18 protein-coding genes and 1 tRNA gene are annotated in these 17,999 nt (G+C 70.6%); 10 read left to right on the top strand and 9 right to left on the bottom strand.

Annotation, left to right across the window (positions count from 1 at the left end; translation table 11 throughout):
- Window positions 1-85: 85 nt before the first annotated feature.
- Together KI388_RS03215 and KI388_RS03220 are read left to right on the top strand one after the other, a co-directional pair.
- Window positions 86-2,455: an ATP-dependent DNA helicase gene (locus KI388_RS03215; RefSeq protein WP_215087953.1), complete on the top strand. Its 2,370-nt coding sequence runs from the start codon at window positions 86-88 to the stop codon at window positions 2,453-2,455.
- 86 nt (window positions 2,456-2,541) lie between these two features.
- On the top strand, window positions 2,542-2,694 hold the full coding sequence (locus tag KI388_RS03220; RefSeq protein WP_215087954.1) for a hypothetical protein: 153 nt from the start codon (window positions 2,542-2,544) through the stop codon (window positions 2,692-2,694).
- Between the two features lie 72 nt (window positions 2,695-2,766).
- Here KI388_RS03220 and KI388_RS03225 read toward each other — a convergent pair whose 3' ends face one another.
- The 4 genes from KI388_RS03225 to KI388_RS03240 all read right to left on the bottom strand — a co-directional run bounded on the left by KI388_RS03225 (window position 2,767) and on the right by KI388_RS03240 (window position 5,358).
- A complete protein-coding gene (locus KI388_RS03225; RefSeq protein WP_215087955.1) occupies window positions 2,767-3,942 on the bottom strand; it encodes a Xaa-Pro peptidase family protein in 1,176 nt (391 codons plus the stop codon).
- 74 nt (window positions 3,943-4,016) lie between these two features.
- Window positions 4,017-4,628 carry a translation initiation factor IF-2 subunit beta gene (locus KI388_RS03230; protein WP_215087956.1) on the bottom strand — a complete coding sequence of 204 codons (612 nt, stop codon included), beginning with the start codon at window positions 4,626-4,628 and terminating at the stop codon, window positions 4,017-4,019.
- A gap of 234 nt (window positions 4,629-4,862) precedes the next feature.
- Window positions 4,863-4,937 (bottom strand) — tRNA-Met (locus KI388_RS03235).
- 181 nt (window positions 4,938-5,118) lie between these two features.
- Window positions 5,119-5,358, bottom strand: coding sequence for a hypothetical protein (locus KI388_RS03240; protein ID WP_215087957.1), 240 nt, complete (start codon window positions 5,356-5,358; stop codon window positions 5,119-5,121).
- Between the two features lie 99 nt (window positions 5,359-5,457).
- Between KI388_RS03240 and KI388_RS03245 the strand changes: the two genes are divergently transcribed.
- Window positions 5,458-7,074, top strand: a complete 1,617-nt coding sequence (locus KI388_RS03245; protein WP_215087958.1) for a long-chain-fatty-acid--CoA ligase — start codon at window positions 5,458-5,460, stop codon at window positions 7,072-7,074.
- Window positions 7,075-7,116: 42 nt separating this feature from the next.
- On the opposite strand, the gene KI388_RS03250 is transcribed toward KI388_RS03245, so the two are convergent.
- Window positions 7,117-7,533: a DUF5779 family protein gene (locus KI388_RS03250; protein WP_251133194.1), complete on the bottom strand. Its 417-nt coding sequence runs from the start codon at window positions 7,531-7,533 to the stop codon at window positions 7,117-7,119.
- 112 nt (window positions 7,534-7,645) lie between these two features.
- Here KI388_RS03250 and KI388_RS03255 point away from each other — a divergent pair, with 112 nt between their 5' ends.
- From KI388_RS03255 to KI388_RS03270, 4 genes are all read left to right on the top strand, one after another.
- Entirely contained in the window at window positions 7,646-8,314 is a 669-nt protein-coding gene (locus KI388_RS03255; RefSeq protein ID WP_215087959.1) for a DsbA family protein, read from the top strand.
- 104 nt (window positions 8,315-8,418) lie between these two features.
- A complete protein-coding gene (locus KI388_RS03260) occupies window positions 8,419-9,750 on the top strand; it encodes an MFS transporter (protein WP_215087960.1) in 1,332 nt (443 codons plus the stop codon).
- 101 nt (window positions 9,751-9,851) lie between these two features.
- On the top strand, window positions 9,852-10,625 hold the full coding sequence (locus tag KI388_RS03265; RefSeq protein ID WP_215087961.1) for a prephenate dehydrogenase/arogenate dehydrogenase family protein: 774 nt from the start codon (window positions 9,852-9,854) through the stop codon (window positions 10,623-10,625).
- Window positions 10,626-10,651: 26 nt separating this feature from the next.
- Window positions 10,652-12,127, top strand: coding sequence for a methyltransferase (locus KI388_RS03270; RefSeq protein WP_215087962.1), 1,476 nt, complete (start codon window positions 10,652-10,654; stop codon window positions 12,125-12,127).
- Window positions 12,128-12,158: 31 nt separating this feature from the next.
- Here the strand turns inward: KI388_RS03270 and KI388_RS03275 are convergent, their stop codons facing one another.
- The gene (locus KI388_RS03275; protein WP_215087963.1) at window positions 12,159-12,893 is read right to left on the bottom strand and encodes an SOS response-associated peptidase; all 735 of its coding nucleotides are present in this window, start codon (window positions 12,891-12,893) and stop codon (window positions 12,159-12,161) included.
- Window positions 12,894-12,953: 60 nt separating this feature from the next.
- Entirely contained in the window at window positions 12,954-13,640 is a 687-nt protein-coding gene (locus KI388_RS03280; RefSeq protein ID WP_215087964.1) for a glycerophosphodiester phosphodiesterase, read from the bottom strand.
- 134 nt (window positions 13,641-13,774) lie between these two features.
- On the opposite strand from KI388_RS03280, the gene KI388_RS03285 reads away from it, so the two are divergent.
- Window positions 13,775-14,545, top strand: a complete 771-nt coding sequence (locus tag KI388_RS03285) for a ribonuclease H-like domain-containing protein (protein WP_215087965.1) — start codon at window positions 13,775-13,777, stop codon at window positions 14,543-14,545.
- 77 nt (window positions 14,546-14,622) lie between these two features.
- Here KI388_RS03285 and KI388_RS03290 read toward each other — a convergent pair whose 3' ends face one another.
- Together KI388_RS03290 and KI388_RS03295 are read right to left on the bottom strand one after the other, a co-directional pair.
- Entirely contained in the window at window positions 14,623-15,504 is an 882-nt protein-coding gene (locus tag KI388_RS03290; RefSeq protein ID WP_215087966.1) for a hypothetical protein, read from the bottom strand.
- Between the two features lie 288 nt (window positions 15,505-15,792).
- Window positions 15,793-16,935, bottom strand: coding sequence for a polymer-forming cytoskeletal protein (locus KI388_RS03295; protein ID WP_215087967.1), 1,143 nt, complete (start codon window positions 16,933-16,935; stop codon window positions 15,793-15,795).
- A gap of 176 nt (window positions 16,936-17,111) precedes the next feature.
- On the opposite strand from KI388_RS03295, the gene KI388_RS03300 reads away from it, so the two are divergent.
- Entirely contained in the window at window positions 17,112-17,291 is a 180-nt protein-coding gene (locus tag KI388_RS03300; protein ID WP_215087968.1) for a DUF5786 family protein, read from the top strand.
- A gap of 494 nt (window positions 17,292-17,785) precedes the next feature.
- Window positions 17,786-17,983: a DUF5800 family protein gene (locus tag KI388_RS03305; protein ID WP_215087969.1), complete on the top strand. Its 198-nt coding sequence runs from the start codon at window positions 17,786-17,788 to the stop codon at window positions 17,981-17,983.
- Window positions 17,984-17,999: the final 16 nt, after the last annotated feature.

Below are 17,999 nucleotides of genomic sequence, written 5' to 3' on the forward strand. Positions count from 1 at the left end.
TCCGGCAGCGACGCGTCGGCGGCGCCGACCCCGGCCCGCTGCCGCCGATGAAGCGTTTAAATCGGATGGGGCGTAACTCGCTCCCGTGACCGACTCGCCCCCGTGGGCCGACTTCTTCGGCCATCCCGAACCCTACCCCGAGCAGGCCGACGGCATCGACGCCGCCGTCGACGCGGCCGAGGACGGCGGCTTCCTCGCGCTGGAGGGCGCCTGCGGGACGGGGAAGACGATGCTCGCGCTCACCGCCGGCCTCGACCGCGTCCGCGACCCGGACTCCGAGTTCGAGCGCGTCTTCGTCCTCACCAGCGTCAAACAGCAGCTGCGCCAGTTCGAGACGGACCTGCGGACGATAAACGACGACCTCCCGGAGGAGTACGACCCCGTCTCCGGACTCACGCTCGTCGGGAAGGCGGACGTCTGCCCGTACGCGCGGGAGAACCGCGGCGGGATCGACCGCGAGAACGTGTACGAGCGCTGCGAGGGGCTCCGCGAGCGCACCCGCAACCTCGTGGGCGACGGCGGGGCGACGACGACCTCGAACCTCGTGAGCGAGGCGCGGAGCCAGCAGGTCGGGCTGATGGACTCGGGTGCCGACGCCGGCCCGTCGGCGGATGAGTCCGGCGCCGCCGACTACCTCTCCGTTGACGGGGAGCCGACCCCGTACCGCCCCGACACCGAGGAGTACGACGACGTCGAGTTCTGTCCGTTCTACGCCGGCTTCCTCGACGACCTCCCGGAGGACGGCGACCCCGCGGAGGCGGTCCCGTTCGACGTGGCCGAACTCGGTCACGTCGACGCCGACGAACTCGTCCGGCTCGCCGCGGGCCACGGCTCCTGTCCCCACTCGATCATGGGCGCGCTCGTCCCGGAGGTCGAGGTCGTCATCGGCAACTACTACCACGCCTTCGACCCGGTGACGACCGGCACGTTCACCGGCGCGCTGCTGGACGACTCGACGTTCGTCGTCTGCGACGAGGCGCACATGCTCGAACCCCGCGTGCGCGACCTCGTGAGCGACGCGGTCGCGGACGCCAGCCTCCGCGACGCCGAGAACGAGCTCACCCGCGTCGTCCAGCCGCTCTCCTTCGAGTCGGCGGGCGCGGAGTCCGACGACGCCGCCGTGGTCCGCGGCGAACTGGAGGACGCGGACGTGACCGTCGAAGAGATCGAGGCGGTCCGCGAGTTCTACGCCGACCTCCGCGGCGAGCTCGACCGGCGCGTGACCGCGCACCTCGACCGCGAGCGCCCGGACTGGCGGGCGTCGATGCGCGACCTCGACGATACGGAGATCCCCCTCCGCGACCCCGAGGAGCCGAGCGAAGACGAGGTCACGGCGTGGGCCGACGACGAGGGGTACGGCGAGCGCGTCTGGGCGCGCGCCGAACAGGTCGGCGCGGTCGTCGGGCGCGTCCTCGACTCGCTGGAAGACGAGGACAAACAGCGCGCGGCGCCCGGCGTCGGCCGCACCCTCAACGCCTGGTACCGCGAGGGCCACACCGACTTCTTCCGGGCGATCGAACTCGAACGCACGTTCGACGAGACGGAGCCGCCGGACTCGTGGCGGCGGGCGTACAACGCGCGCCTCGCGCTCCACAACTGCCTGCCGAGCGAGCCGATAGGCGACCGACTCGCGTCGTTTGGCGGCGGCGTCCTCATGAGCGCGACGCTGGAGCCCATGGACCTGTTCCGGGAGGTCACCGGGCTCGATCACCTCGAAGAACGCGGCCGTCCGGTCGTCGAGCGGACGTACGGCCTCTCTTTCCCAGAGGGGAACCGGGCCAGCCTCGCGGTCGACGCGCCGAAGTTCACCCACCAGAACCGCGGCGCGCCCGGCGAGGAGAACCCGACGCGGCTCGCGCACCTTGACGCGACCGCCGCGGTCGCGCGCCGCGAGGGCAACGTCCTCGTCGGGACCCCGAGTTACGCCGAGGCGACGTGGATGGCCGAGTCGCTCTCGGAGCGGCTCGACAAGCCGGTCCTCTTAGACGAGTCCTCGGGCGACCGCGAGACCGAGTCGCTGAAGGACGACTTCTTCGCCGGCGACGGGAAGGTGTTGGTGACGAGCCTCCGCGGCACCCTCACGGAGGGCGTCGACTACCGCGGCGACCGCCTCTCGGCCGCCGTCGTCTGCGGCGTCCCGATCATCAACACGGCGCGGCCGCAGACCCGCGCGGTGATCACGGCCTACGACCGCCGGTTCGAGTCGGGGTTCGAGACGGCCCTCACCGTCCCCGCCGTGCGGAAGGCGCGGCAGGCGGTCGGCCGCGTCATCCGCGGGCCGGACGAGCGCGGCGTCCGCGTCCTCCTCGACGCCCGGTACGCCCGCGACTCGTGGAACGGGGTCCGGGAGTACCTACCCGAACACGAGCGGAATGAGTACCAGCCGGTGAGCCCGGACATGCTGGAGGTGGCGCTGGACCGATTCGAGTCGCGGTCCCCGGCAACGAGCGAGTGACGGCGGGTCCGCCTGCCGCCGGATAACGGCGCGTTACTCGCCGGTAGGCGGCTTGTAACTATACGGGTATACCACGTGTCGAACGTATGGACGCCGTCTCTCGGAACGAACGGTATCACCTCGTCTGCCGCGAGTGCTCGGTCGAACACCTGTGCGACGCGCCGGACGACGCCGACGCGCTCCGGCGCGAGCACGTCGACGAGACCGGGCACCGCGTCGCCGTCGATCGGGTGGAGTGACGATCGGCCCGGGCGACGACGCCGGCGAGTCGCCCCGCGTTCAGCCGACGGTGCGGTCGGCCGACGCTGCGTTCAGACCACGTTCGAGTCGATGTCCCGCGGGAAGTTGGTGAGCTGTTCCGTTCCCGACTCGGTGATAGCGACCGTGTCGGAGTGGCGGTACCCGTACTCGTCGGTGTAGAGTCCGGGTTCGATCGTGTACACGTGCCCGGGCGCCATCACGGCGTCGTCGCCGTCGTAGCGCTCGCCCCAGCCGCGGTCGATGTACGGCGGCTCGTGGCCGCCCAGCCCGATGTTGTGGCCGACGTGGTGTTGCGCGAGGTCCGTCACGCCCTGCTCTTCGAAGTACTCCCAGACGACGCGGTCGACCTCCGCGACCGGCACGCCCGGCCCTAACGCGTCGATCGCGAGCGTCTGCGCCTCCAGCATTAGCCCGAAGTAGTGCTCCTGCTCGTCGGAGTAGTCCCCGACGAACATCGTCCGCTCCAACTCGGAGCGGTAGCCGTCGACGTTCGCGGTCGCGCCGGTGACCAGCACGTCGCCCTCGGAGAGCCGCTCGTTCGGGGTGTGCCCGTGCGGGAGCGCGGTCTCCTCGCCGGAGATGTAGCCGGCGTGGACCGGCCCGTCGCCGCGGACGCGGACGCTGTAGGCGTCCCCGAGCGTGTCGAGCATGGCGCGAGACGCCTCGGTCGACGCCCGCTGCGAGACGGTCGCCGGGTGCGCGCCCGGCTCGGAGAAGTCCGCGAGGTAGCGGTGCCCGAGGTTCGCCCACTTCGCGGACTCGCGGATCAGGTCGACCTCCGCGTCGGACTTCGCCCAGCGCATCCGGTCGACCCACGACTGCGTCTCGACGTCGAGCGACTCGGAGAACGCGGGCCCCTCGTACCCCATCACGCCCGGCGGCCCGTCGGCGTCGGCGGCGATCGCGTCGGCGCCGAGACCGTCGAGCATCTCGACCGCCACCGAGACCGGCTCGCCGCCGGGGTAGTCGAAGTAGTCGTTGACGGCGTCGATCCGCGGGTTGGGGGAGACGCGCTCGACCTCCAGGCGGGGGACGGTGATCTCGACGCGGTCGTCTGTGACCGCGAGGACGACCGGGCGCTCCGTCTGGATGTGATGGAACCCGGTGAGGTACTCGATAGACGTCGCGCCGACCCACGTCGCGGCGTCGGCGTCGGTCGCTGCGAGCCGGTCTCGGACCGCGGCGAGCCGGTCCGCGAAGGCCGACTCGGGGAGTCGCGTGGCCATACCTCACGATGAACGAAGACGCCGATAAACGGTCGGGTAGCGGAACGCCGCGGCCGGCTTCCGTCGGTGCCGAGTCAGTCCTCTCGGCGGGCGAACGCGAGGTTGCCGGAGACGTTCTTGATGTACGCCGTCACGGTCTCGCCCTCCTGTGCGCCGGGGACGAAGATGGTGTACTCGCCGCGCTCGGCCACCCCGTCGCCCTTGCGGCCGGTGCCGACGATCTCGAGTTCGTACGTGTTGCCCGACTCGACGGCGTCCTCCTGCCGCTGGGTGTTCGAGGTGTTCTGCTTGGCGACGGGCCGGAACGCCCCGCAGGCCTCACAGCGGAGCATCGGCGTCCGGTTTTCGGTCTCCAGCCGCGTGTCGGGGAGCCCGCACTCGGAGCAGGTGACGAACGACTCGATGTACGAGTCGATCGCGGCCTGGAAGTCGCGCTCGCGGAAGTTCCCGCTGTATCGTGCGCGGCCGTCCTCGTACTGGCCGGCCGTCCCGAGCTCCTGTTGGATCTTCGAGTGGACGTGTTCGGGGTCGCGGCTTAGGGCGTCCGCGATCCCCGAGAGGTTGGTCAGCCGGGTGAACGCCCCGTCTTTCTGCCATTCCGGGTCCGGAACCGACAAGCGTTCGTCGGAGCCGCCGAGGTCCGGCACCTCCTCCATCGCGCGGTCGAGGCTCGATTCGTAATCCATACGGGAGGAAACGACAGCGCGACGGAAATCGCTTCCGGGTTCGGTGGCGACGACTCCGGAAGACAGAGGCGAGGCTAGGAGGGTAGCAGTCGGCCAGAAGGAGCGGGAGGTAGATCTGAACCACGGTCACTCCGCGCCGCTTCGTTTCCTGGTTCAAACCTCTCCCGGGGCTATCTCGCCGACGACGGCGCTCACGCCTCGCTGCGCTCGGCGTTTAGCGTCGTCGACAACAGATAGCGGGAGGTAGATTTGAACTACCGATCTCCGGGTTATGAGCCCGGCGGAATCTCCTGGCTATCCCATCCCGCTATCGTAGCAAAACCGCGTGCGACTGTTAAGGGTTCTGATCCCGCCGCCCGTGTGCGATTCGTCCACGCGTTCACCGCGGTCGCCTCTCCCGCGACGGCACCCGGTCAGTCCGCCCTCCCCGTCCGCGTCGGTCGACCCGGCAGCCGGCCGTATCGGCCGCGGCGGGCGACCGCACGGGCGGTCACTTCCGGCTCGCGTCTCCGTCGTCTCCCGACCGCGCCGCGATCGCTTTGATCCGCAGCCGCAGCGCGATGACCGCGACGGCGGCGAAGCCGACCGGCACGGCGACGTCGGCCGGATCGCCGGAGAGCGCCCGCTGCGCGGTGAGCCCCGCCATCAGCGCGAAGGCGAACGACAGCAGCCCCGCGATCGGAATCACGTACCCCTCGGAGAACGCCGACCCGCCGGACTCGTCGCTCATCTCCGATCCCTCTGCGACCGACCCTGAAAAGGGTCCCGCGCTCACCCCTCCCTTGCGTCGGCCGCAAACGATTTCACCCATCATCGATAGTGAAGGATGATGCACAAGCCGCTGTTGACCACGGACTTTCTGGACCGGGCGCGACGCCACTACGCCGACGAGGAGGCCGTTCTCGCGGTCGACGGGACGCGATACACGTACGCGGAACTGGGCGAGCGCGCCGACCGCTTCTCCGCGGCGCTTCAGGCGCGCGGGATAGAGAAGGGCGACCGGGTCGCGGTGTTGGACCCGAACACGCACTACCACCTGGAGGCCGCCTACGGCGCGATGCAGGTCGGCGCTATCCACGCGCCGCTGAACTACCGGCTCACGCCCGACGACTTCTCGTACATGCTCTCGGACGCCGGCGTCGACGCCATCTACGCCGACGCCGAGTACGCCGCGAACGTCGAGGCGGTCCGCGACGAGGTCCCCACCGAGACGTTCCTCACGAACGACGCGGACGCGGTCGAGGGCGACTGGGAGTCGTTCGACGACGCGCTCGACGACGCCGACCCCGACGCCTACGAGCGACCGGAGATGGACGAAGACGAGGTGATCACGATCAACTACACCTCGGGGACCACCGGCGACCCGAAGGGGGTCTGCCGGACCCATCGCGCCGAGACGCTCCACGCGTACCTCATCTCCATCCATCAGGAGATCACCGACGACGACGTGTACCTCTGGACGCTGCCGATGTTCCACGTCAACGGGTGGGGACACATCTACGCGATCACGGGGGCGGGCGCCCGGCACGTCTGTACCCGCGGGGTCGACGTCGCGGAGACGTTCGACCGGATCCGCGGCGAGGACGTGTCGTACTTCTGTGCGGCGCCGACCGTCCTCAACATGCTCGGTGACCACTACGCCGAGCACGGCGGGGAGACGACCGGCGACAACGACGTGCGCGTCGCCACCGCGGGCGCGGCGCCGCCGGAGGCGACGATCCGCACCGTCGAGGAGGAGTTCGGCTGGGACCTCAAACACGTGTACGGCGCGACCGAGACCGGACCGCTGATCACCACCTCGGACGCGAAGCGCCACTTCGACGAGGGGGCCGACGACCGGTTCGCGGTGAAGAAGACGCAGGGGATCGGCTACCTCGGGACCGACGTGCGCGTCGTCGACGAGAACGGCGAGGACGTGGCCGCCGACGGCGAGACGATAGGCGAGATCGTCGTCCGCGGCAACCAGGTGATGGACCGCTACTGGAACAAGCCCGAGGCCACCGAGGAGGCGTTCTCGGAGCGGCTGGAGGGGTACTACCACATGGGCGACCTGGCGGTCGTCGACGAGGACGGCTTCGTCTCGATCCAAGACCGCAAAAAGGACATCATCATCTCCGGCGGGGAGAACATCTCCTCGATCGAACTGGAGGACACCCTCTTCGAGCACGACGCCGTCTCCGACGTCGCCGTCATCCCCGCGCCCGACGAGCGGTGGGGCGAGACGCCCAAGGCGTTCGTCGTCCCCGAGAGCGGGGACCCGGAGGACGCGGGCGCGACGCCCGAGGAGCTCAAGGCGTTCGTCCGCGAGCGCGTGGCCGACTACAAGACGCCCGGCGAGGTGGAGTTCGTCGCGGAGCTCCCCACCACCGCGACCGGGAAGATACAGAAGTACGAACTGCGCGAACGCGAGTGGGACGAGGAAGACCGAATGGTCGGTGAGGGGTAGGCAGTACCGGTCCGCTCGGCCTTCCGGCGAGGAAACGCCCGCTCAGTTCTCGTTGCCGCCGTTCTCGTCGTCGGCCGGCGCCGCCACGTCGGCAGGGCCGTCCGCCGCTGTCGCGTCGTCCGTGCCGGGATCGTCCGCCTCGACGCCTTCCCCGTCTGCGCCGGGATCGCTCAGGCGGTCGGTGTCGATGCTCACGCCCGGCGGGGTCACCACGAGGAAGCCGCGGAAGTGCATCAGCTCGCCGTCCATCTCCTTCACGTCGCGCGCGAAGCCGGCGGCAAGCTCGTTGAGGTCGCCCTCGATCGACAGCACCAGCGTGTTCCCGTAGTCGACGCTGCGGACCCACTCCTCCGGGTCGGTCGTGCCGTCCAAGACGCCGAGGACGACGTCGCCCGCCGCCGCGAACGCCTCGTCCATCTTCGCCTCGGCGTCCCGCAGGTCGAGGTCCCAGTCGCTCATACGTGGGGGTCGACAGGCGGCGGCAAAAGCGTTCGGGAGCGGGACCGCTCCCCGTTTCCGGCCCCCGACGGGTCGCGGAGTCGTTAAGTGCGCGCCGGCCCCAGCGAGCGGTATGGAACGCACGCGGCGGTCCCTGCTCGCGGGCGCGGCGTCGGTCGGCGTCGTCGGCGCGGCGGGGTGTCTCGGCGGCGGAAACGGCGGGAGCGGCGGACTGAGCTTCGACGCCGGGGCGTACGACTGTGACCTGACGGAGCCGAGCGATCCGGACCTCGACTATCGACCGACCCTCGGGAATCCCGACGCCGACGTGACGGTTCGGGCGTTCGAGGACTTCACCTGTGGCCACTGTGCGACGTACAAGCTCGAACACTTCCCGACGATCCGCGAAGACTACATCGAGCCCGGCGACGTCCACTACGAGCACTGGGACTTCCCGCTCCCCGTCGACGAGCAGTGGGCGGTCCCGATCGCCAGCGCGGCCCGCGGCGTGGGGGACCGCCACGGCGACGAGGCGTTCTTCGAGTTCGCCTCGGCCGCCTACGAGTCGCAGGGCGTCTACGGCGACGGCAGCAGCGTAGACACCATGCCGGGCGGCGCCGACCCCTGCGCGGTCCTCTCCGACGCGGAGTTCACCGCGTACGAGGAGGCGAGTCAGAGCGACAAGTCGGAGGGGGAGTCGATGGGCGTTTCCGGAACGCCGGCGATCTTCGTGAACGGAAGCCCGGTCGAGGGCGGATACGCCGCCGAGTCGATCGCCGCGGCGATCGACGCCGAGCTCTGACGCGCGACGACATCGACCGAACCCGGGCGGCGCCCCGTCTCGGTCGCCGGACGCCGCTTCCCGGAGCGTCGATCTTTTGCCCGTTCGACCCGTTTTATAAGTAGATGAGCGACGCCGACCCCACCGTCGAACCCGGTCCCTCCGGCGGCGGCGACGCCGCTGTCGACGGCGACCCGTCCCTCGCGGCCGAGACCGACGCCGGTGACCGCCGTCGGCTCGGGGGCGTCGTCCTCGCGGTACTGATCTCGCAGGTCCTCCTCTACCCCGGCGTGCCCGACCTCGTCGTCGCGCTCGGCGCGCCGGCGGGCATCGACGCCGGCATGTGGTTCCTCGTCGCGGAGTTCGGCGCGTTCGTGACGTTCGCCGTCGTCTGGGGGGCGCTCTCGGACGCGCTCGGAACGCGGGTCCCCCTCGTCGTCGCCGGCGCGTTCGGCGGCGCCGCCTCCTACGTCGCGCTGGCGTCGCTGCCGGGGCTGGGTCTCGGATTCGAGGCCGCACTCCTCGTCAGGGTCGTCGGTGGCGCGCTCACCATCGGCGCGTTCTCGCTTTCGATCACCCTTCTGATGGACCTCCGCGGCGGCAACGGCCGCAACATGGGGACCGCGGGGCTCGCGATCGGACTCGGCGCCGCGGTCGGCTCGGTCGTCGGCGGGTCGCTTGCCGACCTCGACGCGCTCTACCCGGTGTACGCCGGCGCGGCCGTGCTGGCCGCGGCGGGGCTGCTCGCGGCGACGGTCGACGACCGGGCGGCGCCGGTCTCGACGGGTGACGGAGGTGACGCGGAGGCGACCGACGACGTCGGGTTCCGCGACGTGCTCGCCCGCGCCCGGACGACGCCCGGCCTCCTCGTCCCCCTCGCGTTCGGCTTCGTCGACCGCCTCACCGCGGGATTCTTCGCCCTCGTCGGCGTCTACTACTTCCAAGACCCGGCGACGTTCGGGCTGTCGGCGGCCGGCGCGGGCGCGACGCTCGCGCTCTTTTTCGTCCCGTTCGCGCTGCTCCAGTCTCCCCTCGGCGCGCTCTCGGACCGGATCGGTCGCTTCCTTCCCGTGGTGGCGGGGTCGCTCGCGTACGGCGTCGCCACGATCGGCGTCGGCGTCGCGCCGGCGTACCCGATCGCCGCGGGGCTGATGGTGCTGGTCGGCGTCTGCGGCGCGCTGATGGCGCCGGCGACGATGGCGCTCGTCACCGACCTCGTCGAGCCGGAGGCGCGCGGCGCGGCGATGGGCCTGTTCAACGTGTTCGGCTCGCTCGGCTTCCTTACGGGCTTTCTCATCGGCGGAAGCGCCACGGGCGCGTTCGGCTACACGCCCGCGTTCCTCGCGGTCGGCGGGCTGGAGCTGGCGATCGCGATCGCGCTGCTGCCGGCGGTCCGGTCGATCTCCCCCGGCGCGGGAGTGATCAACCGGCTCGGCGCGGAGGGACGCGCGGAGTGACGGGTCGGGAGGGGCGAACGAGGGCGGCGAGGGGACCGTCTCACCCCTCGGTCCCGAGGCGAGTCCTTTTAACCGGCGCGTCACCTCCGTTTCCGTAACCGATGGACCTCCTCGTCGTCGGCGCCGGTGAGATCGGGCGCTGGGTCGCTGACACCGTCTCGGTCGACGCCGCGCCGGTCGACGCGAGCGTCGCGTTCGTCGACCGCGACCCGGCCGTCGCGGCCGACGCCGCGGCGGACCGCGACGCGCGGACGGTTGACGCCGACGGCGACACCACTCACGACGCGGTCTGCCTCGCGGTGCCGATGTCGGCGGTGCCCGCGGCGGTCGAGGCGTACGCGCCCCGGGCGGAGCGGGCGATAGTCGACGTCTCGGGCGAGATGACCGACGCGGTCGCCGCGATGCGCGAGCACGCCTCCGACCTCGAACGGGCGAGCTACCACCCGCTCTTCGCGCCGCCGCGCGTCCCGGGCAACGTCGCGGTCGTCGTCGACGAGGGCGGCCCGCTGGTCGACTCCCTCTCGGCCGCGGTCGAGGCCGGCGGCAACGACGTGTTCGAGACGACCGCCGAGGAGCACGACGAGGCGATGGAGACCGTTCAGGCGGGCGCCCACGCCGCGGTGCTCGCGTGGCGGCTCGCCGCCGGGCCGGTCCGCGAGGAGTTCCACACGCCCGTCTCGGCCGCGCTCGACGAGGTCGCGGACACCGTCACCGAGGGGTCGCCCGCGGTGTACGCCGAGATACAGCGCGCCTTCGACGGGGCCGAGGACGTGGCCGACGCCGCGGCGGCGATCGCGGACGCGGACGACGAGGCGTTCGCCGCCCTCTACGAGCGCGCCCGCGGCGACCGCGAGGGGCGGGAGCGGCTGGAGTGAGACGACGCGAGGCAGACGAAAATCCAATGATCGACAGAACCGCGGTCCGGAACAACGCGAACTACCTGCGCAACGTCAGACCGATCGACCCCGAGGAGATAGCGGAGTACATCGAGGGGACCCCGCACCCGGCGGTCGTCCGCGAGACGCTCCGCGAGGAGGCGTTCGACCTCCGGCTCCGCGAGCGCGAGGACGGCGCCTTCGTCCCCGTCGAGGAGTCGCCCGTCGACCCGCCGGGCTGGTCGCCCGAGGCGCTGCCGGAGACGTACGCGTTCGCGGTCGAGGACCTGCTCGTCCGCGAGTACGGCGCGAACTGGCACCGCGGCGACTCCGGCGACGAGCTCCGCGAGCGCGTCCGCCGGCTGAAGACCGACTACCTCTACGAGAACGAGGTCGAGTACGACCGCGTCGCGGCGCTCGGCTACGCGATATACCACCTGCCGGCGTACTACGCGACGGTCGGCTACGTCCTCGACGACCTGACCGAGAACGGCCTGCTCGACCGGACGCTCCGCGTCCTCGACGTGGGCGCGGGCGTCGGTGGTCCCGCGCTCGGTCTCCACGACTACCTCCCCGACGACGCCGTCGTCGACTACCACGCGGTCGAGCCGAGCGCCGCGACCGACGTCCTCGACCGGATGTTAGAGGAGACCGGCCGCAACTTCCGGACGACGGTCCACGAGGCGACGGCGGAGGCGTTCCTCGGGCTCGACGAGAAAGAGGAATCTGCCTCCGTGGCCGACGACTCCTTCGACCTCGTCGTCTTCGGCAACGTCCTCTCTGAACTCGACGACCCCGTCGCGGTCGCGGGCGCCGCGCTCGACGCGCTCGCGCCTGACGGCAGCCTCGTCGCGTTCGCGCCCGCCGACCGGAACACCGCGATCGGGCTCCGTCAGATAGAGCGCGCGCTCGTCGCGGGAGACGGCGAGGGGCCCGGCGGCGGCGACCCCGGGCGCGACGCCGAGATATACGCGCCCGCGCTCCGGCTGTGGCCCGACGCGGTCCCGAGCGACCCGGGCTGGTCGTTCGACGTCGCCGCCGACCTCGCGGTCCCGCCGTTCCAGCGCCGGCTCGACGAGGCGACGGCGCGCGGGGAGACCGACGAGCCGGGCGAGTTCGTCAACGTCGACGTCCAGTTCGCGTACTCGATCCTCCGTTCGGACGGCAAACGGCGCGTCGACGTCGAGGCGAGCGCGGAGCGGTGCGCGCGCATGGCCCAGTCGGAGCGCCACGTCACCGACCGGGTGAACCTGCTCGCGGTGAAGCTGAGCCACGACTTAAGCGAAGGCGACAACGCGCTGTACCGCATCGGCGACGGATCGCAGGCGACGGACCACTACCTCGTCTGTACCCGCGAAACGGCGCTGAACCGCGACCTCCGCGAGGCCGGCTACGGGTCGGTCGTCTTCGTCGAGAACGGGCTCGTGCTCTGGAACGAGGACGAGGGCGCGTACAACGTCGTCGTCGACGACGAGACGGTCGTCGACCTCGTCGCGCCCTGAGCGGCCGACCCCTTCCTCCGGTAGCCGCCGCTCAGTCCCCGGCGACCGGCTCGATCAGGTCCGGCGCGTCGACGCCCGGCGAGTTCACGCGCGTCGACACCGGGTGCGCGGTGAGTTCGTCGCTCGGGTAGGGGTCGAGCAGGGCGGCGGCCTCGTCCGGATCCCCTCGGAGCCACGTCTCTTCCTCACCCGCATCGGGGTCGAGGATTACCGCCATCCGGTGGTGGAGGTCCGCGACGAGGTCGTTCGGCTCGGTGGTCACAATCGCGAACGTCTCGATCACGTCCGGGTCGTCGTTGGCACCATCGTCTCCGCTTCTGCTCCCGCCGCCGAACGCGCCGAGCCCGGTCTGGGTCGTCTCCGGCGTCGGCGGCTCCCACCGCTCGTAGACGCCCGCCATCGCGAACGGCCGATCGTCCTCGAACGCGACGCGGTAGGGGGTCTTCCCGGAGCCGCGGTCGCCGCCGACCCACTCGTAGAAGCCGTCGGCGGGGACGAGACAGCGCCGGCGCTCGAAGGCGTCCGCGAAGCTCCGCTTCTCGCGGACCGTCTCGGCGCGGGCGTTGATGAGGTCGAACGACTCGTCGGCCCACGAGGGCGTCAGGCCCCACTCCATCCGCGTCGCTTCCTCGGGGTCCTCGTCGGTGACGACGGGGAGCGACTGGCCCGGCGCGCAGTTGTAGCTCGGCTCGTGACCGCCGAAGTCGGCGCCGAACCGGGCTTCGAGGTCGGCGGTCGGGGTGAAGAGGGTGTAGCGGCCGCACATGTGTCCCACGTTCGTCCGGGAGACACTTAATTCCGCGACGGAGCGGACGCCCTCCCCGACTCAGAACAGGTCCCACCGGTCGGAGACGACCCCGTCGACCCCGGCCGCGAGGAGCCGCTCGACGTCCTCGCGGTCGGCCGCGGTCCACGCGTTGACCGTCAGACCCGCGTCGTGCGCCGTCTTGACGAACCCCGACTCGGTCGCGATATCGATCGGGGGGTGGACCGCGGCGCAGCCGAGGTCGGTCGCCGCCTCGACCGCGCGCTCGACGCCCTCGTCAGCGACGAGCAGCGCGCGGTCCGTCGTCGGGTCGCGCTCTCGCAGCGTCGCCAGCGCCTCGGGGTGAAACGACGAGAATAACACGTCGGTTTCCGCCCGACGGGCCGCGTCGAGCGCGTCGCTCGCGGCGCCCGGCTCCTTGAGTTCGACGTTGACGAGGAGGTCGTCGGGCGCGGCCGCGAGCGCCTCGTCGAGCCCCGGGATCGGCTCGCCGGAGTCGTGAACCGTCAGTCCGCGGAGTTCGTCCCGGTCGGCGTCCGCGACCGGCCCGGACGCGTCGGTCAGCCGGTCGAGTTCCGCGTCGTGGAAGACGACGAGTTCGCCGGTCGCACACCGACGCACGTCTATCTCGACGGCGTCGACGTGCGGCGCCGCGCGCTCGACGGCCGCGACCGTGTTCTCCGGGTACTGCCCGGCGCAGCCGCGGTGGCCGATCAGCGTGACGTCGCCGCGGCTCGTCCGGTTCATCTCTCTCCTCCCCGCCGGCTCGGTCGGTCGCTCACGGTCGCGTCTCGGGACCCGACCGTGTTACCTCTTCCCCCGATGTCGGCTGCGCGGCCGCTCCCGTCGGGTTTTTTGCCGCGCGTCGCTCCGGGACGGACATGCGCATCGAGAACAGCTTCATCCCCGTCGAGGGGGTGGGCGAGACGACTGAACGGCGCCTCTGGGAGCGAGGGGTCACGAGGTGGGAGGAGTTCGACCCCGCGGTCGACGTCGCGGGCGTGGGCGCGACGACCGCCGACCGGATCGAGTCGTTCATTGCGGAGGCGTTGGCGCGGCTCGACGACGGCGATTCCGCGTACTTCGACCGGGAGTTCCCCTCCGGCGAGCGGTGGCGGCTCTACGAGAACTTCCGCGAGGAGACCTGCTTCTTCGACATCGAGACGACCGGGCTCGACGAGCGGCGCGACCGGGTGACGACGGTCAGCTTCCACCAGGGCGGCGAGACGACGACGCTCGTCGCCGGCGAGGACCTCACCGCGCGGCGGCTCCGCGAGCAGTTCGCGGACGCGAGCCTGCTCGCGACGTTCAACGGCGCGCGCTTCGACGTCCCCTTCCTCGAGACCTCCTTCGACGTCGGAATCGACACGCCGCACCTCGACCTGATGTACCCCGCGAAGCGGATCGGGCTCTCGGGCGGGCTGAAACCGATAGAGAAAGAGATCGGGATCGAGCGCGACCGGCCGGACATCTCCGGCCGCGACGCGGTCCGCCTGTGGCGCGAGCACGAGCGCGGGAGCGACGAGGCCTTAGAGACGCTCGTCTCGTACAACCGCGAGGACACCGTGAACCTACGCACGCTCGCCGACGAGGTCTGTGCGCGGCTCGACGACGAGGTGTTCGTCGCCGCCCCCGACGGAGACGGCGACTGAGAGGGACCCGATAGGTCGCGGACGACGGGTATGGACCGTCGCGACTGCTGTTCTCGTGGCGGCCACCGCCGACGCCGTTACCGGCGTAGGACGGTACCGCCGGCGCCGACGACGACGGCGTCGCCGTCGCCGTCGACCGCCTTCAGGCTCTCCCCGACCGGCGTGTCGAGGACGACCTGTTCGTCGGCGGTCAGCTCCTGAACGACGCCGCCGCTGCCGACGACGTAGCCCGCCTCGCCGTCCGTCTCGACGTCGACGAGGTCGGCATCACCGAGGACGTCGGGCGTCCAGGCCGCGCCGTCGTACGTCAGGAGGGTGCCGTTCCCTCCGGAGACGGCGACGTCGTCGGGCGCGTCGCTGTCCAGCCCGTAGAACGTCACGTCGGCGTTCTCGATCCCGATCGCGTTCCAGGTACCCCCGTCGTCGGTGACGAAGACGCGGCCGTTCGTGTCGATCGCGTGGCCGCTCCGGGGCCCGTGGAAGTCGATCGCGGGGAGCGCGGAGCCGCCGCCCGGCGTGACGTAGTCCCACGTCCCCGTCGCGCCGTTCTCGAAGCTGTAGTAGATCTTCCCGGAGTCGCCGGCGACGTAGACGTTCGCCTCGCCGGCTTCGCCGGTGACCGCGACGTCGTTGTAGTTGTTCGTGTTGCCCATCGGCGCCGAGTGGTCGACGAGCGTGTCCGTCGCCGGGACGTACTCCCCGATGGCGCCGCTGGCGCCGACGAACCAGACGCGCTCGCCGTCGTCCGTGACGGACGCCCCGTAGAGGTCGTTCCCGTTTCCGGTCGGGCCGCCGTCGCGGAGCTTCTTCCAGCCCGCTTCCGCGGGCGCGGTGAGGACACCGCCGCCGCCGACGGCGAAGCGGCCAGCATCCGCTGACACCACGTCGTGAAGCGTACCGTCCGTCTCCGTCTCCTCAACGCTCCACTCGCTTTCCGCGGCCGCGGCGACTGTAGTCACACTTCTCGAGGCGACGAGCGCACCCAGTCCCGCCAGCGTCGCGCGGCGGGTCGCTGTCAGCGATCGGCTCATGACGCGGCCGGCGCTTTCGGTGCCCGTTGTAAGTGCCTTGTGTCAGTTTAGAGAGTCCCCGAAATTAAACCGGCTAAAATCGAGTTAAACGTTCGTCCGACCGGCCATTTATCGGTTAAAACACTCCGGTTATCACGCGATAGCCGGCGTGTTAGTCGCTAAAAACAGATAGTACGGTTTTGACCCGGTCGAATCGAACGCATTCGCCCCGATGGGTCAGGGATCGCCCTCGGATCCCGACCCGTCCGCCGACGGTTTCGCGTCGGCCGTCACCGCCGCGGTCTCCTCAGTCCCGGGGTCGGGCCCCCCCTCGGACTCGGCGGCCTCTGTCTCGCGCGCGGACTCCGCGGTCTCGCTTTCGGCCGCGTCGTCGTCGGAACCGACATCCTCGTCCGATTCGCTGTCGCTGTCGGTTCCGGTCCCAGTTTCGTCCGAGTCTTCGGTCCCGGCTTCGTCCGATCGCTCGGACTCGTTCTCGTCCGGTTCCTCGGTCTCTGATTCCTCGGGCTCGCTCTCCCGCTCCGTCTCTTGGATCAGTTTCATTTCCCCGCGCGCCCTAAGGGTGCCCTGAATCTCCGCCCCGTCGTAGACGACTAGGTCGCCTGCGGAGACGTCACCGAGCACGCGCGCGCCGGCCTCGACGGTGACGGTCCCGCCGCGAGTCGTCACGTCGCCGTGGATCACGGTCTCGCCGCCGACCGCGATGTCGTCGCGGGCGCGCAGCGATCCGAACACCTCGTTGCGCTCGCCCACGCGGATCGACTCCGCGCGGAGGTTGCCGTGGAGCCGGCAGTCGTCACCGACGGTCGCCGGCGTCGACACGCGCCAGGCGTCGTCGGATATCTCGGCGCTCCGCGGGACCAAGAGCGGGTCGCGGACGTCGTCGCCGTCCGCGAGCGCCTCGGCCAGTTCGTCGGCCGCGTCGGTCTCACCGACGCGCAGCAGCTGCGAGAGGACGATGAAGTAGAAGACGATCGTCGGCACGGGGTTCCGGATGACGATCCAGCCGTTGGCCTCGAACCCTTCCTCGATCGTCACGTCGTCACCGATGTCGAGGTCGCCAGAGACCATCAGGCGGCCGGTGACGGTCACCCGCTCGCCGATGTACGCGTCTTCGCCCACCAAGACGTTCCCGTCGACGGAACACCAGGTGTCGAGCCGGCAGTCGCCCTCGGCCTCGATGTCGTTGGCGACGCTCACGCGCTCGCCTATCGCGACGTTGCGGCCGCGGACGCCGAGCTCGACCGTCGACTGTCCGCCCACGAGCACGTCGCCGTCGACGACGACGTCGTGTTCCTCGACGGTCGTCCCCGAGGGGATCGCGAGCTCTTCGACCGGCCCGTCTCCTCGCAGCGACACACCGGGAGCAGTCGCCCCGCGGGTATAAACGGTGCGGGGCGTCCGACGTTCGTCGGACGCGGCGGGCGCTCCGCGTTCCGGCGCCGTTTCCCCGGAGCGTCCCCGCTCCCGCGTGAACCGCTCCCGTACCGAGTCGTGGTCGCTGTGCTTTTCACCCTGCCGCCGAAGGTTCGGGTATGGGATTTGGATCGTACGACGAGAGCGAACAGAAGGACCAGGACGTGGACACCGACGAGGACGACGCGGTGAACGTCCACGAGAACGACCACGACGGCGACGTCTCCATCGAGGGCGACGCCGACACCGACGACCTCGTCGGCCGCCTCTCCGAGATGCGCGACGACGACGACGACTGAGACCCCGTTCTCCTGTGGAGCGCCTCCGACGAAGCGGTACTCCCTGAGGACGACCGGCGGCGCCCGGTGTGCGTACCGTTCGCACGACCCGTTGAGATTTATAGTCTTTCGAGGCATGTGTTACCATATGTCACGGAGGTACGGCGGAACGAACCGACCCGAGCGCACGACGCGACGGAGTCGCCGACGGCGAAGGCTCGGCGCCGGTCGCTCAGGAGACGCGAACCGAGACCAGCGGGCGGACGACGTCGATGACACGGAGGGCGACGACGCCTCGGCCGCGACGGTCGCGCTCGCCCGACGCCTCTGCGCGAACGGGAACGAACAGGCCTGCGAAACGCTCGAACGACTCTGTGAGTCCGGACACGACGCCGCCTGTAGGGTCATCTGACGGCGGCTCCGGTTCGGCGCCGGTAGCCCGCGGTGACGCGTCGCCACTCCGTCGCCCTCCCGTTTGCGTGCCGCTTATGCCCGCGGACGGAGTAGCCGAGCGTATGAGCACGGACCTGACGTTCACCGACCGCGGCGTCGACGTCGTCTACGAGGGGACCGAGTTCGAGTTGGAGAAGGCGCTGATCGAGGAGGCGACCGGGAAGTCGTACCGCGACGTCACCGACCACGAGGTGTTGACAATCGTCGCGGAGGATCCGGAGCTGGACGGCGAGCCGGTCCGGATCGGCGACGTGCTGTAGAATCGGTTTTAGAGCA

It is taken from the genome of Halorubrum sp. 2020YC2 (genome assembly GCF_018623055.1).
In the GTDB taxonomy this organism is placed as follows: domain Archaea; phylum Halobacteriota; class Halobacteria; order Halobacteriales; family Haloferacaceae; genus Halorubrum.